This is a genomic window from Geobacillus sp. DSP4a, from assembly GCF_013096875.1.
Taxonomy (GTDB): Bacteria; Bacillota; Bacilli; order Bacillales; family Anoxybacillaceae; genus Geobacillus; species Geobacillus thermophilus.
Window position 1 is genome coordinate 29,392 of record NZ_SDLD01000010.1, and the last position, 14,410, is coordinate 43,801.

16 protein-coding genes and 4 pseudogenes are annotated in these 14,410 nt (G+C 50.3%); 12 read left to right on the forward strand and 8 right to left on the reverse strand.

What is annotated here, in order from left to right:
• The first annotated feature begins 13 nt into the window (after positions 1–13).
• Both ETC02_RS05345 and ETC02_RS05350 read left to right on the forward strand, forming a co-directional pair.
• Positions 14–316, forward strand: a complete 303-nt coding sequence (locus ETC02_RS05345; protein WP_011230255.1) for a metal-sulfur cluster assembly factor — start codon at positions 14–16, stop codon at positions 314–316.
• Positions 317–523: 207 nt separating this feature from the next.
• Positions 524–763, forward strand: a pseudogene (locus ETC02_RS05350) (Fic family protein); the annotation flags it as partial.
• Positions 764–862: 99 nt separating this feature from the next.
• Here the strand turns inward: ETC02_RS05350 and ETC02_RS05355 are convergent.
• The 4 genes from ETC02_RS05355 to ETC02_RS05370 all read right to left on the reverse strand — a co-directional run bounded on the left by ETC02_RS05355 (position 863) and on the right by ETC02_RS05370 (position 4,785).
• A complete protein-coding gene (locus ETC02_RS05355) occupies positions 863–1,108 on the reverse strand; it encodes a hypothetical protein (RefSeq protein WP_050368330.1) in 246 nt (81 codons plus the stop codon).
• A 221-nt stretch (positions 1,109–1,329) separates the two neighbouring features.
• Entirely contained in the window at positions 1,330–3,456 is a 2,127-nt protein-coding gene (locus ETC02_RS05360) for a heavy metal translocating P-type ATPase (RefSeq protein WP_371810092.1), read from the reverse strand.
• Positions 3,446–3,817 carry an ArsR/SmtB family transcription factor gene (locus ETC02_RS05365; protein ID WP_050368328.1) on the reverse strand — a complete coding sequence of 124 codons (372 nt, stop codon included), beginning with the start codon at positions 3,815–3,817 and terminating at the stop codon, positions 3,446–3,448. Before ETC02_RS05365 ends, ETC02_RS05360 begins: the two co-directional genes overlap by 11 nt.
• A gap of 200 nt (positions 3,818–4,017) precedes the next feature.
• Positions 4,018–4,785 carry an alpha/beta fold hydrolase gene (locus tag ETC02_RS05370; RefSeq protein WP_050368327.1) on the reverse strand — a complete coding sequence of 256 codons (768 nt, stop codon included), beginning with the start codon at positions 4,783–4,785 and terminating at the stop codon, positions 4,018–4,020.
• A 115-nt stretch (positions 4,786–4,900) separates the two neighbouring features.
• On the opposite strand from ETC02_RS05370, the gene ETC02_RS05375 reads away from it, so the two are divergent.
• The 4 genes from ETC02_RS05375 to ETC02_RS05390 all read left to right on the forward strand — a co-directional run bounded on the left by ETC02_RS05375 (position 4,901) and on the right by ETC02_RS05390 (position 7,317).
• Entirely contained in the window at positions 4,901–5,707 is an 807-nt protein-coding gene (locus ETC02_RS05375; RefSeq protein WP_050368326.1) for a Cof-type HAD-IIB family hydrolase, read from the forward strand.
• Between the two features lie 214 nt (positions 5,708–5,921).
• Positions 5,922–6,074, forward strand: a complete 153-nt coding sequence (locus ETC02_RS05380; protein WP_015374103.1) for a hypothetical protein — start codon at positions 5,922–5,924, stop codon at positions 6,072–6,074.
• Between the two features lie 2 nt (positions 6,075–6,076).
• Positions 6,077–6,277, forward strand: a complete 201-nt coding sequence (locus tag ETC02_RS05385; protein WP_015374102.1) for a DUF3813 domain-containing protein — start codon at positions 6,077–6,079, stop codon at positions 6,275–6,277.
• Positions 6,278–6,453: 176 nt separating this feature from the next.
• Positions 6,454–7,317, forward strand: coding sequence for a DegV family protein (locus ETC02_RS05390; protein ID WP_063210205.1), 864 nt, complete (start codon positions 6,454–6,456; stop codon positions 7,315–7,317).
• Positions 7,318–7,373: 56 nt separating this feature from the next.
• Here the strand turns inward: ETC02_RS05390 and ETC02_RS05395 are convergent, their stop codons facing one another.
• Positions 7,374–8,468: a Fic family protein gene (locus ETC02_RS05395; protein WP_050368325.1), complete on the reverse strand. Its 1,095-nt coding sequence runs from the start codon at positions 8,466–8,468 to the stop codon at positions 7,374–7,376.
• 234 nt (positions 8,469–8,702) lie between these two features.
• On the opposite strand from ETC02_RS05395, the gene ETC02_RS05400 reads away from it, so the two are divergent.
• The gene (locus ETC02_RS05400) at positions 8,703–8,834 is read left to right on the forward strand and encodes a DUF3941 domain-containing protein (RefSeq protein ID WP_008879040.1); all 132 of its coding nucleotides are present in this window, start codon (positions 8,703–8,705) and stop codon (positions 8,832–8,834) included.
• 201 nt (positions 8,835–9,035) lie between these two features.
• The gene (locus ETC02_RS05405) at positions 9,036–9,527 is read left to right on the forward strand and encodes a YajQ family cyclic di-GMP-binding protein (protein ID WP_050368324.1); all 492 of its coding nucleotides are present in this window, start codon (positions 9,036–9,038) and stop codon (positions 9,525–9,527) included.
• Positions 9,528–9,567: 40 nt separating this feature from the next.
• Here the strand turns inward: ETC02_RS05405 and ETC02_RS05410 are convergent.
• From ETC02_RS05410 to ETC02_RS05415, 3 genes and pseudogenes are all read right to left on the reverse strand, one after another.
• Positions 9,568–9,777, reverse strand: a pseudogene (locus ETC02_RS05410) (B3/B4 domain-containing protein); the annotation flags it as partial.
• 19 nt (positions 9,778–9,796) lie between these two features.
• Positions 9,797–10,121, reverse strand: a pseudogene (locus tag ETC02_RS17655) (hypothetical protein).
• A gap of 26 nt (positions 10,122–10,147) precedes the next feature.
• Positions 10,148–10,756 carry an FMN-binding negative transcriptional regulator gene (locus ETC02_RS05415; protein ID WP_050368321.1) on the reverse strand — a complete coding sequence of 203 codons (609 nt, stop codon included), beginning with the start codon at positions 10,754–10,756 and terminating at the stop codon, positions 10,148–10,150.
• Between the two features lie 119 nt (positions 10,757–10,875).
• On the opposite strand from ETC02_RS05415, the gene pdxR reads away from it, so the two are divergent.
• The 4 genes and pseudogenes from pdxR to ETC02_RS05435 all read left to right on the forward strand — a co-directional run.
• Positions 10,876–12,255, forward strand: a complete 1,380-nt coding sequence (gene pdxR / locus ETC02_RS05420) for a MocR-like pyridoxine biosynthesis transcription factor PdxR (RefSeq protein WP_050368767.1) — start codon at positions 10,876–10,878, stop codon at positions 12,253–12,255.
• A gap of 416 nt (positions 12,256–12,671) precedes the next feature.
• Positions 12,672–13,397: an ABC transporter ATP-binding protein gene (locus ETC02_RS05425; protein WP_050368320.1), complete on the forward strand. Its 726-nt coding sequence runs from the start codon at positions 12,672–12,674 to the stop codon at positions 13,395–13,397.
• 4 nt (positions 13,398–13,401) lie between these two features.
• Positions 13,402–14,181 carry an ABC transporter permease gene (locus tag ETC02_RS05430; RefSeq protein ID WP_371810094.1) on the forward strand — a complete coding sequence of 260 codons (780 nt, stop codon included), beginning with the start codon at positions 13,402–13,404 and terminating at the stop codon, positions 14,179–14,181.
• Positions 14,182–14,183: 2 nt separating this feature from the next.
• A pseudogene (locus tag ETC02_RS05435) lies at positions 14,184–14,402 on the forward strand (DUF1572 family protein); the annotation flags it as partial.
• Positions 14,403–14,410: the final 8 nt, after the last annotated feature.

Sequence of the window (14,410 nt, forward strand, 5' to 3'; positions counted from 1 at the left end):
GAGGAAAAGAACGATGGATGTCCGCGAACTTGCCATTCAACAGCTGAAAACGGTCCTTGATCCGGAGCTCGGCATTAACGTCGTCGATTTAGGGTTGATTTATGACTTAAAAATCGAAGATGGGCATATCAATGTCCTGATGACGCTCACGACCCCCGGCTGCCCGCTTCACGACTCGATCGCCGGCGGCGTCAAACGGGCGCTTGAGCACATTGACGGCATCCGTGACGTGCGCGTCCAAGTGACATGGAACCCGCCATGGACGCCCGAGCGGATGAGCGAAGAAGCGCTCCGGCAGCTTGGGCATTTTTCCTGAAACGGTCCACTTTTCCATCCCCTTTTCGCCGTTCGCCCGTGTTGGGCGGGCGGTTGTTTCATTGTTCTGCAACTGCTGAACACTCCCCGCCCTTTATTTTTGTATCATAATAGAAAAAACGAGAGCCATCGCTTGCCTTCGACAGTCGAAAATGGGCAAACCACTTTTCTGTCAAGGATATGTTAAACTTCTTTGTTGCATCTATCTATTCATCCATTTGCTGACGGAAACGGACGAACCGCCCGCTTAATGATGAATTTCATTTTCATGCAGCATGGCTATCCGCCCGCTATTGTGAAAGCAAACCCGGAACAGCGCCGGAAGTATTACGAAGCGTTGGAAAAAGCGAGCGTCAAAGGTGAGGTCACTCCGTTCATTCAACTGATCGCCGCATGTGTCGAAGAAAGCTTGCGCCATTACTTGTACGCTTTAGGGATGGAGGATTAACAACAGAGCGCAAACAAAACGACACGGAACACAACGGGCATTTCCGTGTCGTTTGTTTTTCTCCTCCATGAGACCCGCCTCCGGTTGGCGTTTGATCGGCTATTCAAGCAACACGTTCCACAACCATGCCATCAAAGGAACGATGACAAAAAAGGCGAAGGCGATGTATCCGACATATCGAATCCACCGGGGAAATCCTCGCCAATCGAGGGCTTCCCGCTTCATCGCCCCTCCCGCGGCAATCCGATCCAACTGTTCGGTCGGCGAAAACACCCGGTCATCCATCCGTTGAATCTCTTCTGTCCGTTGCGTTTCATGCCTTCCTTCTTTTCGAGATCCCTTCATGACGCCCCTCTTCCCCACGATTTTCATGAACAGACCAAAACGATGGTTCCATCCAACAGCCGCTATCCCCAAACATTCAACCTAATCAGCTGTGATGTTTTCCTCTTCATTATACCGTCTCTCATCGTCAGAAAGCACCCATATTTCCACGCATTTCATGAGAGAGGACAAATGCACTTCTTCTAAGTTGGACGATGTATCTCGCTGCCCGCAGCCCCGTCTCATTCCTTCACCCGCAATAGGCGCATGCTGTTGAGTGTCACTAGCAGCGTCGCGCCCATGTCGGCGAACACCGCGAGCCAAAGGGTGAGCCAGCCCGGGACGGCGGCCACGAGTGCCAGCACTTTAAGCCCTAAGGCGACGGCGATGTTTTGCCGGATGACGGCAAGCGTTCGGCGCCCAAGGTGGACGGTGTACGGCAGCTGGCGCAAATCGTCGGCCATGAGCACAACATCGGCTGTTTCCAAGGCGGCATCCGTTCCCGCCCCGCCCATCGCCACACCAATATCGGCCGCGGCCAAGGCAGGGGCGTCATTCACCCCGTCGCCGACCATGGCGGTCATGCCGCAACGTTCTTTCAGCTCGCGGATCGCCGCCAGCTTCTGTTCCGGAAGGAGCTCGGCGCGAATATCGGATACGCCCGCTTGACGGCCGATGGCCTGTGCGGTTTGCTCGTGATCGCCCGTCACCATCATCACTTCCGCCACCCCAAGGCGCCGCAGCGCGGCAACCGTTTCCGGGGCGGACGGCCGCAGTTGATCGGCCGCGGCGACAAGCCCCAACAGCCGATCGGCCGTGCCGACGGCCATCACGGTTTTTCCTTCGTCCCGAAAGGCAGAGATTTGCTTTTCCGCTTCATCGGGCAACTTCCCGATCAAACTGGTGAACAAGGCCGGGCTGCCGATATAATACGTTTCGCTTCCGACAGCGGCCTTGACTCCCTTTCCGGTCAACGACTGAAACGCATCAACCGGCGCGTCAAGAAACGGTACTCCCTCTTCTTCCGCTTTGCGGACGATGGCAGAAGCCAAAGGGTGCTGCGACCGTTTTTCGATGGCGGCGGCGATGGCCAACAGCTGCTCACGTGTTCCTTCATACACGACGACATCGGTCACGGCTGGTTTCCCTTTCGTCAACGTCCCGGTTTTATCAAAGGCAACGGCACGCAGCCGGCCGATTTGTTCGAGATGCACGCCGCCTTTGATGAGCACACCGCGCCGAGCCGCGTTTCCGATGGCGGTGACAATCGCCACCGGGGTGGAGATGACGAGCGCGCACGGGCAGCCGATGACAAGAACGGCAAGACCGCGGTAAATCCAATCAAGCCACTCCCCGCCCATCACGAGCGGCGGAACGATGGCGATCAGAAGCGCGGTCACGATAATAAACGGCGTATAATAGCGAGCAAACCGGTCGACGAACGCTTGCGACGGCGCCCGCTCCGCTTGCGCCTCTTCTACAAGATCAATCATTTTCGCCAATGTCGTCTCATCCGCATGTTTTGTTACTTCAACTTCGAGGAATCCTTCTCCATTCAGCGTCCCGGCAAACACTGCGTCTCCCACTGCTTTTTCCACCGGCAGACTTTCGCCGGTGATCGCCGCTTCATTCACTGTCGAGGCGCCGCTTATGACAATGCCGTCCAAAGCGATTTTTCCCCCTGGTTTGACGATCATGACATCCCCGACGCGAACGTCTTCGACCGGAACGGTCATTTCCTCCGTGCCGCGCCGGATGGTCGCCTCCGCAGGTGCCATCTCCATCAATGATGCGATCGACCGCCGTGCTCGATCCATCGAGTAGCTCTCGAGCGCTTCGCTGATGGCAAATAAAATGACAACGACTGCTCCCTCTTGCCATTCCCCGATCGCCGCCGCACCGAGAATAGCGATCGTCATTAATGTTTTCATATCAAACTGCCAGCGGGCCAGATTCCGGAGCCCCGTCCAGAACAGGGAGTAGCCGCCGATCACGATCGCCGCCAAATACATCGCAATCGCCAGCATCCCCTTGTCTGCCGCATCCGCCGCAACGCCAAACAGAAGCAGTGCCACAGAGGCGAAGACATTTCGATTTTCTTTTCGCTTCCAAAACGGCTCCCGCTGAACCGTGCGCTCTCGTTCTTCACGAATTTTCAACTGTTCAAACGCTCCCGCTTGTTCAAGCTCATCAATCGTCGCCTCGCCCCAAACGGTGAGCTTGGCGGCGCCGAAATTCACTTTCGCCTCTTTCACGCCGGGCAAGGATTTCACGTTTTGCTCAAACTTAGCTGCGCAGTTTGTGCACGTTAGTCCTTGCACGCGGTATGTTTTGACCTCAAGCCGATCCAATGTTTGTTCATTCCCCACGGCCATCCCCCTCTTTCCGATGGGCGAGCGCGACAAGCAGCAGCTCGCGAATATGGTCGTCATCCAGCGAGTAAAAGGCCAGTTTCCCCTCTTTTCGATATTTCACAATTCCTTGTTTGTACAAGATGCGCAAATGATGCGATGCCGTCGCCACCGTCGCCCCGATCACGTTCGCTAAGTCACAGACGCACAGCTTCTCTTCACCGCAAAGCGCATACACAATTTTGGCTCGGTTCTCATCGGCAAGCGCCTTAAAAAAAGGGACAATCTCGGCAATTGGTTCATCGCGAAGCCGCCGCTGAACCCGCTCGACCTTCTCTTCGTCATAACAGTAAACGTCGCAAACATCATGACGGTGCATTCCTTCTCGCTCCTTGCCAATATTCAAATATTCATTTGAATATAGAATAGCATATCTCCCCCTTATATTCAAATATTCATTTGAATAAAAAATGTGTTCAAACGAAAAATCCGCCTTTTTTGTTTAAAAAGCGGATTTCCTCTTGTGAAGCACGTTTTAGCTGACCACAAACATGTTCGTTTCCTCATTGCCGATTTTGCTTACACATGCTCGCGAAACCAGCGCACCGTCTCCAAAAACGCTTCACGCGTCACTTTATGGCCGGCGTGCGGGTCGGCGATGAATTGCAGCCGGTCTTCGTTTCCTTCATAAAGTGGTTTAATTTGCTTGTAAAACTCATATGTATAAGCATACGGGACGACTTGGTCGGCTTTTCCGTGCCAGATGAACAGCGGCCGCCCGGCGAGTTTTTCCGGCTGCTTGGATAAATCGTAGCGGGCGAGCTTTTCTTTTTCGAGCGCAAGCAGCGTCGGCGGCAGCGGAATGTCGATTTGGCGCCGCTTTCCTTCTTCAATCATCTCATCAAAAAAGGCGCTGTAGTTCGGGCAGCCCATGAGCGCCACCGCCGCCCTCACCCACGGATAGACGGCGAGCGCGCCGAACGTGACGATTCCGCCCATCGATGTCCCAGCGAGCCCAATCCGTTCGGGATCCGCCAATCCGCGGCTGACAAGGTCGTTTTTCATCTCCTCGATTTCGGTGATCGTGCGCACGACAATGTCCCAAAACGACAGCTGCAATTTCCGTTCGCTCAAGCCTTCGTCCCGCTCACCGTGAAACAGCGCGTCGGGAAGCACAGCGCGGTAGCCCGCCTCCGCAAGCAAGTAGCCGAAATGCAAATTATACTCTTTCGCGCTCGTAAAGCCGTGGATAAAGAAAATCAGCGGCAGCCGTTCGTCCCGCTTTTCCGGCTTGACAACGTGAAGAACCGGCACGCCGGCCAACTGTTCCTGTTCAATGATCACCATGGTTGCACAAACCCCTTTCTTTTTCCATCGCTGTATAGTTTACCATATGGACAGCGATTTTGGAAAAGAGTTACACTATGTAGTGTAAAGAATAACGAGGGCAAAGGAGTCGGACATGAAGCCGTATTTAATCGCGTTGGATTTGGATGGAACGTTGCTCAAAGAGGATAAAACGATTTCCCCATTTACCAAAGACGTCATCCGCCGCGCCATCAACGTCGGCCATTTTGTTGTCATCGCCACCGGCCGCCCGTACCGGGCAAGCTCCATGTACTACGAAGAACTTGGCCTTGCAACGCCGATCGTCAATTTCAACGGTGCGTTTGTCCACCATCCGCGCCAGCCGTCGTGGGGCATGCACCATTACCCACTGCCGCTTGCGGTCGTCAAAGACATTGTTGAAATCAGCGAATCCTATGGAATCAAGAATATGATGGCCGAAGTGTTAGACAATGTTTATTTTCATCAACACGACGACGTCTTGCTTGACATCGTCCGCCTTGGCAACCCGACCGTGGAAATCGGTGATTTGCGCCGCTCGCTCGGCAAAGATCCGACGAGCGTGCTCGTGTACACAGACGATGATCATATCGAGCGGATTCAATCACACTTAGCGAATGTGTACGCCAACGTCATCCACCAACGGCGTTGGAGCGAACCGTGGCATGTCATTGAAATCATCCGCCATGGCGTCCATAAGGCCGCGGGCTTAAAACAAGTCGCCAACTACTTCGGCATTCCAAAGGAGCGCGTCATTGCTTTTGGCGATGAAGACAACGACCTCGAAATGATCGATTGGGCCGGGCTGGGCGTCGCCATGGGCAACGCTATCGAGTCATTGAAAACGGTCGCTGACGATGTGACGAAAAGCAACGAAGAAGACGGTATCGGCTTGTATTTACAAGATCTTCTAGGCCTGTAGCCCTGCCGCCCCCTTGCTACGGGAGGCTTCTCGCGCCTCCCAACCACTTCTTTCCGCTTTTGCATTGATTTTTTCCTGTCGTGTCAAGCAGATTTCCGCTTTCAGAGCGACGAACGGCGGTTTGTAACGAATTTCCTTACTACTGTTCCCTGGCGGCGGTTACACTATACGTGACGCAACGCGCGTCTTCAACTTTTTAAAGGGGGAATCGGTCATGGGCAAACGAAACAAATCGAAGCGTTTCGTCCAGCAAAGCGTCGATGCAGTCGAACGGCATGACAAGCGAATCCCTTATCACCTGACGTACGCCGAGGCGGAAGCGCGCAAAGCGGAAAAAGCGGTGGAAACGTCGCTTGGAGGGGCATAACGATGGGCAACCGTCTGTTTCAAGAGGCGCGCAAAGCAGTCGCACAGGCGAAACAAGCCAAAAGCGGCGAGATCGACATGAGCGTCGAGCGCGCTGTTGCCATCGCCAAAAACGCCTTGTCATCCGCGTACGCGCATTCCAACACGGCAGAAAAAGCGCAGTTGCGTCAATTTCAAGCTGAGCTTGATGAGCTCACTCAATAACAGCTGCGGGCTTCCCGCAGCTGTTTTTTTCTCTCGTCCCCGATTTTCCGTTGTATTCTGAGCTGAAAACCGCTACACTGAACATAGAAACATGAATCGCCGTTCACCTGCGGAAACGGTTCGTTCATCTGATAGAGCCGTGGGGAACACGAAAGAAGAAAAGAGGAGGACGAAAGATGTCCATTCAAATCATCACCGACAGCGGCGCGGATTTGCCTCAATCGTACATTCGCGAGCATCAAATCGCCTTTTTGCCGCTTGTCGTTCATTGGAACGGCCAAGATTACGAAGACGGCATCACAATCGAGCCGAAGCAAGTATATGACGCCATGCGCCAGGGGCATACGGTGAAAACGGCACAGCCAAGCCCGCTGGCGATGAAGGAGCTGTTTTTGCCATACGCCAAAGAAAACCGGCCATGCCTTTACATCGCCTTTTCATCGAAATTATCCGGTACATACCAGACAGCGATAGCGGTGCGCAGCGAGCTGCTTGATGAATATCCAGAATTTCGCCTGACAATCATCGACTCGAAATGCGCTTCGCTCGGCCAAGGGCTCGCCGTCATGAAGGCAGTCGAGCTGGCGGAGCGAAACACGCCGTACAACTTGCTTTGTGAAACGATCGAGGCGTATTGCCGCCATATGGAGCACATTTTCACCGTTGACAACTTGGACTACCTCGCGCGCGGCGGACGCATCAGCAAAACCGCCGCGGCCTTTGGGGGCTTGCTCAACATCAAGCCGCTTCTCCACGTCGAGGACGGGGCGCTTATTCCGCTTGAAAAACTGCGCGGGCGGAAAAAAGTGTTGAAACGCATGGTCGAGTTGATGGGCGAGCGCGGCGATGACCTGCAAAAGCAAACGATCGGCATCAGCCACGCCGATGATGAAGAAACGGCGCTTGAGCTGAAGCGGATGATCGAAGAAACACACGGCTGCACGCGCTTTTTCCTCTCCGACATCGGCAGCACCATCGGCGCCCACGCCGGACCGGGGACGATTGCCCTCTTTTTTCTGAACAAATATATTGAGATCTGACATCTTTCCCGCCGGACGAAACAAAGGCGCCTGCCCAACACAGGCGCCTGCCCTCATTACCGAAGTTGATCAAGAAGGTTGTAGTAGTAGTACGTTTTGGACCGCATCCGGCCATCCGAGAAAATGAGTTGCTGCTCCTCAAACCGATTCAAATAGCGCCGAACCGTTGCTTCCGGCAAACCGGTCAACGCCGCCATCATGTTCGCAGTAAAAATCGGGTGCTGGAACATGACATTGACAACGGTTCGAATATTCTGGCTGTTCACAAGCGCGCTTGCCTTTTCCAAATCTTCTTCATACAAATCGTTTACTTTTTGAATCAATCGGACATTTTGTTTTGCTTGTAAATGGACGCATTGCAAGAAAAACTGAATCCATTGCGTCCAGTCGCCTTTGTAGCGGGTATCATTCAAATAGCGGTAATACTTGTGCTTATCCCGTTCAAGCACATCGCTGACAAAAAAGTTCGGGTAATCGATGACACCCTTACTATACAAATAGAGCGGAATCAAAATTCTTCCAATCCGACCGTTTCCGTCAAGAAACGGATGAATCGTTTCGAACTGCGCATGAATTATGGCTACTCTCACTAATTCATCATAATCATCGTTCGGTTCATGAATGTATTTCTCTAAATTTGACATATACTCATTGACAAGATGCGGCTCCGGAGGAATGTAAGTGGCGGTTTCAATCGTGCATCCTTCCGGACCGAGGAAATTTTGCACCCTTCGGAATTCCCCTGGCGACCGATGGGATCCGCGTACATCGTTTGACAACAAAATTCGATGCAACTGCTTAAACAACCGAGTCGAAATGGGGATCTCTTTCAGCGCATCCATCCCTGCCACTAATGCTTCATAATAGTTTAATGCTTCTCGCACATCGCTGTTCGCTTTTCTGCTTTGTGCTTCAGTCTCCATCACTTCATCCAATGTCACTTGTGTCCCTTCAATTTTCGTCGACTGCACCGCCTCCTTCAGCATGATCGGTCTGAGCAGAAATCGCGGGTGCAGCTTTGAATGCCGCAGCATCGTTTGATACTCAACCATCGCCTTATTCGCTTCGATCAATTCGCGAAGAAAACGCATTTGATTCACGACATCTTCGCTAAGAGGAAGCTTGAAGGGGACAAACGGTTTTCGTTTCATTTTTCATTCCCCTTTACGAACATTTTAGATAAAAAATGATCGTTAAACACCTATATTTACCCTATTACAAACATTTATCTCTATTTTTGTACTTAATTATACTCTGTGGCGAACCATTTGTGAAGAAAAATTCTCCATTTATCTTTCCACAAACTACCTTCCCCTATTTCCATATAGTTCATTTCCATTTGCCGCATACTAATGATGGACGATCGAAACAAGGGAGGGCTACCGATGCCAAACACGAGCGACAATGACAAAAAAGCACGCGACAACCAAGCGAAGCGCCATGAGAAAAACATGATGCGCGAAAAAAACCGCGAAGCCGGGAAGTTCGCGTATTCGAAGAAGACGGATCATTTGTGAGCAAAATGACAAAAAAGGCGGCCGAAACACCGCCTTTTTCACATTGTTCCCCTGCATCAAGTCCCGCTTTCAGCATGGTGCTACATGCCGGCCTCTTCCGGATAAAGGACGAAACTAACCTTCTTGCCCCTTTGGTCATTGTTGTCTTTCCTCCCACCTTTTTCTATAATGAAAGTACATCACACGCCCGGGAGGTCACGTATGTCGAAAGAAAGTTCGTTTGATATCGTATCCAAAGTCGATTTGGCGGAAGTGGCGAACGCCATCAACATCGCCATGAAAGAAATCAAGACGCGCTATGACTTCAAAGGAAGCAAAAGCGATATTTCGCTCGAGAAAGACGAGCTCGTTCTCATCTCCGACGACGAGTTTAAGCTTGAGCAACTGAAAGATGTGCTCATCGGCAAGCTCATTAAACGCGGGGTGGCGACGAAAAACATCCAATACGGCAAAATCGAGCCGGCCGCAGGCGGCACAGTGCGCCAGCGCGCCAAGCTCGTCCAAGGGATCGACAAAGAAAACGCGAAAAAAATCACCACGATCATCAAGAACACCGGCTTGAAAGTGAAAAGCCAAGTGCAAGACGACCAAATCCGCGTCAGCGGCAAAAGCAAAGACGACTTGCAAAAAGTGATCGCCGCCATTCGCGAAGCCGATTTGCCGATTGAGGTGCAGTTTGTGAATTATCGATAAGCGGATGAGGCAAGCCTCCATCCGCTTTTCTTGTTTAGTGAAACGCCTCTCGCCAAACAACGATGACGGGGTTGCGGCTCAATTCTTCAAACTCCAGGAATTTCCGCGCCTCTTTCTCCGCCTCCCGCAGCATTTGTTCGTAAACACTGGCATTCTTGATGCTGTTGTCAATCCCTTGGGCAACGACCACACCGATTTTGGCATGGGGAAATATGGCCCAAACATCGTCTTCAACAACAAAACGTGTCATCATTCACTCCTCCATTTCCTTACGGTTTCGAAGGGTTCGCCAAGGCGGAGAATAGTCCTAACAAGATATAACAACAGCCCGCCACCCGGTTCATCACCTTCACACTTCCTTTCTTGGCAGCCAGCCGTTTGCGGATGCCCGCGGCCAACATGGCATACAAGCTGTCATTCAGCAAGGCGAGAACAACAAATATCGCCCCCAAAAGCTACGCCGAGCACCGATACAACCCCTGCTTTCGTTCCTTGGCTCATGCTCCTAGCCATGATGTACAATACTGCCGGTCCGGGGACGATGAGTAGCGCCGTGGCTGCCACTATAAACACACCGATCGCCGCAAGATCCATCACATCTCACTCCTTCATTTTCTATTTCACTGCTGTTGCTTTTTCATCAAGAAAGCGATTTGCTTTTCGTTTTCAAATGGCATTTGCTCGAGCTGCTTGATGATCCGTTCTTGTCGGTGTGCAGGATGGTTTTGGCTCAACTTGGCTTTTCCTTCGATTCGTTTGATGATGATTTTGAAAGCTTGAATTCCTTTGTTCATGCCGGACAGCATCCTAGAATCGACCTCTGACAGCTGGTAACGGCTGCCCGGTGCTTCGTATTTTTCTACCATATCGTGCAGCGACTGCATGATTTCTTCTTCATCGTCGATCAACTCCACGTTCCCATACACATGGACGGCCACATAATTCCATGTTGGCACCGCCTGGTTCGTTTCATACCAAGAAGGAGAAATATAACAATGCGGACCGTGGAAAATCGCCAAGACCGTCTGATGTTGAATGTCGTTCCATTGCGGATTCGAACGGGCAAAATGGCCGTACAAACACGTTTTCTCTCGATCGAGCAACAGCGGCAAATGGGTGGCAAACAGCTCCCCTTGATGCATCGACACCAAGGTGGCAAAACTGTTCTCCTTAATTACTTGATAGGCGACATCCACATCGTTGATGGCAAAATCCTTCGGAATATACATTAAATCCCCCCTTCACTTTTTCCAACTTAACAATCGAATCTTTACGATGTATCATATAACTAAATTTGACATAGAAAAAGGGACAATAACAAAAAAATAAACATGTCAGAGGGATGGACATGAAAACGATCATTTTTGCTCTACATGACCGCTTGCCTAAATACAAACAAATCTACGAAAAGTTAAAATCGATGATTGAACAAGGCGACATCCAGGCGAATGAACCACTTCCCTCGATCCGTCAACTTGCTGAATCGTTGAATGTGAGCCGCAACACCACCTTAATGGCCTACGAACAGCTTGTTGCTGAAGGATATATTCGTGCGGAAAAACGAAAAGGGTATTTTGCCAATGAAGTGGAACCTCTTTTCATTCCAAAAGCCCGCATTTCTGCACGCCAATCGGCAAGGGAAGCAGCAACGTCCGTTGTTGTCGATTTTCGCGCCGATACCGTCGATGCCGATCATTTCCCCGTTAAAGCATGGAGAAGAATTTCCAATCAAGTATTGGCAGCCAAAGGATGTTTTTGCTATGGGGATCCGTTTGGGGAATTATGCTTGCGCAAACAAATCTCCATCTATCTTCTCGAATCCCGCGGGGTGATCACAGAGCCAAACGCCATCATCATTGGAAGCAGCACACAGCAAATGCTTCTCTCCCTTGGCCATATTCTAAAAGATGAGTTCAACAGCGTGATCGTCGAAGACCCTGGTTATGACGGCGCCAGAGAAGCGTTTTTGTTTCACCGCTTTCAGCTGGAAACGGTGCCTGTTTCCGAAACCGTCATCGATCTTTCACCGCTCGAGAACAGGCGATCGCGGCTCATCTATGTCACCCCTTCACATCAAAGCCCGATGGGAGTCAGCATGCCGATCCAGCAACGGCACAGGCTCATTCAATGGGTGAACAACGTCGATGGCTATATTATCGAGGACGATTACGACAGCGAATTCCGTTACACGCAAAAGCCGTTTCCTGCTCTTGCTTCCATTGATTCCACAAAAGTCATTTATCTGGGCAATTTCTCAAAATCGTTTCTGCCTGGGATTCGCTTAAGCTACATGGTGTTGCCGCCGTCGCTTTTGTACCGTTATCAGCAGCAGTTTCGCCTTTTCGAAAGCACTGCGTCCATCCTCAGCCAATTGGCGATGGCCAAATTTATGGAGGAGGGGGAATGGGGCCGCCATATTAAACGCATGCGCCTCGTGTACAAACGAAAAATGGAGCATTTAACATCACTACTGCGAAAAGCATTTGGGGATATGATCTCCATTATTGGCGAACAGTCCGGTTTATACGTGTTAATCAAAGTTCATTCCGATTGTTCAGAAGAACAGCTACTTCAACGCGCCCTATCGTGTGGGGTAAAAGTGTATCCCACTTCGCGCTATTTTGTGAACCAACGGCCAGACCGACCCATGATCAAGCTCGGTTTTAGCGGCTTGTCGCTCGAGGATATTGAGCTTGGAGTAAAACTGCTCAAAAAAGCGTGGTGTTGACGACGACTTCACGGAAAACGCCCCTCTTTTTACACAAGCTCACGGAATCCCTGTCTTGGCGTGTATTTTTGATCGGTTTCTAATGTCACGTTAATTTTAAATATTTACATTTTTTTGTTTTTTTTGTATAATACACTAAAGGGGAAAGAGAATATGGGTGGAAAAAATCATAGACCATTTAATATGTGGTGCAAAATTGATATAGCTATTGAACTTTCCACCAGTATTTCTACAGAGCTTTTCTATCGACTGGAAGGACATGGTTCTCTTACGGTGGTCCCTCCTATTCCTACAAGTGACGACATACTAAAACATGCTCCGTCTCAAGTCCCTGCGAGTTGGTAATAATCCTTTGGGGTGGTCCTCAAGATTTTTCAAGACCACCCTAGCTTATTAAATGGAAAGGGTAGAAAAAAATGATTGCCGTGCAAGACGTAAACAAAATCTATCCGCCAAACCGCCAAGTATTACATAATGTTTCCCTTGAACTGGTTGAAGGGGATCGACTTATTCTTTTAGGGCCGAATGGAGCCGGAAAAACTACTTTAATAAGATGCATCATCGGGCTTACTGCACCAGACAGCGGCAGCATCTATGTCAATGGAGTAGATGTTGTCCGCCATCCAGATGAAGCGCGCGAGTCGATTGCGGTCGTATTTGAAGAAGCTGACAACTCCTATTCTTATTTAACTGTTTTGGAAAATCTCTTATACTTCGGCTTGCTGAACAAATGGAGTCGTGCTGAAGCAAAACGAAGAGCCGAACGAATGATGGCCGTGTTGAATCTAACCCCATACGCTGAGCGTCTTACCCAAACCCTTTCACGTGGGATGAAACAAAAACTGGCATTTGCGATCGCCTTAATGAAAGGAGCGCCGTTTTTGTTCCTTGATGAGCCAACTCTTGGCCTTGATGTTGAGTCGCAGCATCATATCCGAACCATGTTAACGGAAGAAAACCAATGGTGGAAAGCCGTTCTCATCACCACCCACGATATTCCTTTTGCCCACGCCGTTGGAAATAAGTTTGTCTTTATCCAAGACGGAAAAATCGTTTGGAGCGGCACGAAAGAACATTTTTCAACTCCAGCCGATCTTGAAACTCATTTTTTGGCCGCTATTCGTTCCAACCTATCCGTCTAAGGAGGTGAGTCGGTTGCCCCTGCAAATCTTGAATGTAGTATGGGCGTCCTTTTTGAAAAAAAGGGCAGAGTATCGTCGGTATTGGTTCGATTTTACCGTTGGCCTTATCATTAAATTTGTCTTTTTTCTCGGTACGCTGTACGCAAGCCCGATACAAACCGGAAAGGAAGCGACGCTCAAACTGTTCGGTTTCAGCCTTTGGTACTTAAGCGCTCATTTGATCTCAAAGCTCGGCAACACGGTGATCGAGGAAGCGTATCTCGGCACGGCAGAGCAGGTACTTTCCACCAAGACTCCCCCATGGCAAGTTTTAATGGGCGTAGTGATCGCGGAAATCGCATTATCATCCGTGTGGGTAGTGCTCTTTTTCATCTGTGCGGCTTTGATGATTGGATTTTCCGAAATTCTCTCGGGAATATTATCCATGATAACGGAGATCGTCGTATTTGGCGGCGTAAGCCTAATCGGGATGACGGGAATCGGTGTGTTCATTTTAGGACTGTCCCTTCGCTTAAAACAAGTCGGAGCCGTTACCGAGGTGCTGCTTTATTATTTATTAATCTTCTCAGGTTTTTTTCTATCTTCAAATTTATTGCCGACAGCGTTTCATATTCTCAACTACTTTTCTCCCCTTTCTTGGGCCGTGCAAGGAGTGAATGAAGGATGGCCCGTATTCTTTCCTGCTCTCGGCATCTCGCTATTATGGCTGGCCATGGGCTCATTGGTCTTGAAGCAACAATGGCATTGGGCGAGAAAAAACGGAAAAATCGGAAGCTACGTATAAAAGAGCGGACGTTATCCCTCACATTTCGCACCCTTTCGGCGAAAACGGATTTGTTGCGGACAGTCACGATCCGCGGCGAACCCCATTCCGTCATCGAAGCCATTGAGCGGCAAATGTACCATTATTCGTATCATATCGGGCAAATCGTCTATATCGCGAAACAGCTGAACGCAAACAACTGGAAAACACTGACCATACCAAGAAATCGAAAAACAACATAAGCAGCTTC

Bases quoted from the DNA above. Each gene is read 5' to 3' on its own strand.
- ETC02_RS05345 (WP_011230255.1), top strand. From the start codon at position 14: ATGGATGTCCGCGAACTTGCCATTCAACAGCTGAAAACGGTCCTTGAT.
- ETC02_RS05355 (WP_050368330.1), bottom strand. From the start codon at position 1,108: ATGAAGGGATCTCGAAAAGAAGGAAGGCATGAAACGCAACGGACAGAA.
- ETC02_RS05365 (WP_050368328.1), bottom strand. From the start codon at position 3,817: ATGCACCGTCATGATGTTTGCGACGTTTACTGTTATGACGAAGAGAAG.
- ETC02_RS05370 (WP_050368327.1), bottom strand. From the start codon at position 4,785: ATGGTGATCATTGAACAGGAACAGTTGGCCGGCGTGCCGGTTCTTCAC.
- ETC02_RS05375 (WP_050368326.1), top strand. From the start codon at position 4,901: ATGAAGCCGTATTTAATCGCGTTGGATTTGGATGGAACGTTGCTCAAA.
- ETC02_RS05380 (WP_015374103.1), top strand. From the start codon at position 5,922: ATGGGCAAACGAAACAAATCGAAGCGTTTCGTCCAGCAAAGCGTCGAT.
- ETC02_RS05385 (WP_015374102.1), top strand. From the start codon at position 6,077: ATGGGCAACCGTCTGTTTCAAGAGGCGCGCAAAGCAGTCGCACAGGCG.
- ETC02_RS05390 (WP_063210205.1), top strand. From the start codon at position 6,454: ATGTCCATTCAAATCATCACCGACAGCGGCGCGGATTTGCCTCAATCG.
- ETC02_RS05395 (WP_050368325.1), bottom strand. From the start codon at position 8,468: ATGAAACGAAAACCGTTTGTCCCCTTCAAGCTTCCTCTTAGCGAAGAT.
- ETC02_RS05400 (WP_008879040.1), top strand. From the start codon at position 8,703: ATGCCAAACACGAGCGACAATGACAAAAAAGCACGCGACAACCAAGCG.
- ETC02_RS05405 (WP_050368324.1), top strand. From the start codon at position 9,036: ATGTCGAAAGAAAGTTCGTTTGATATCGTATCCAAAGTCGATTTGGCG.
- ETC02_RS05415 (WP_050368321.1), bottom strand. From the start codon at position 10,756: ATGTATATTCCGAAGGATTTTGCCATCAACGATGTGGATGTCGCCTAT.
- pdxR (WP_050368767.1), top strand. From the start codon at position 10,876: ATGAAAACGATCATTTTTGCTCTACATGACCGCTTGCCTAAATACAAA.
- ETC02_RS05425 (WP_050368320.1), top strand. From the start codon at position 12,672: ATGATTGCCGTGCAAGACGTAAACAAAATCTATCCGCCAAACCGCCAA.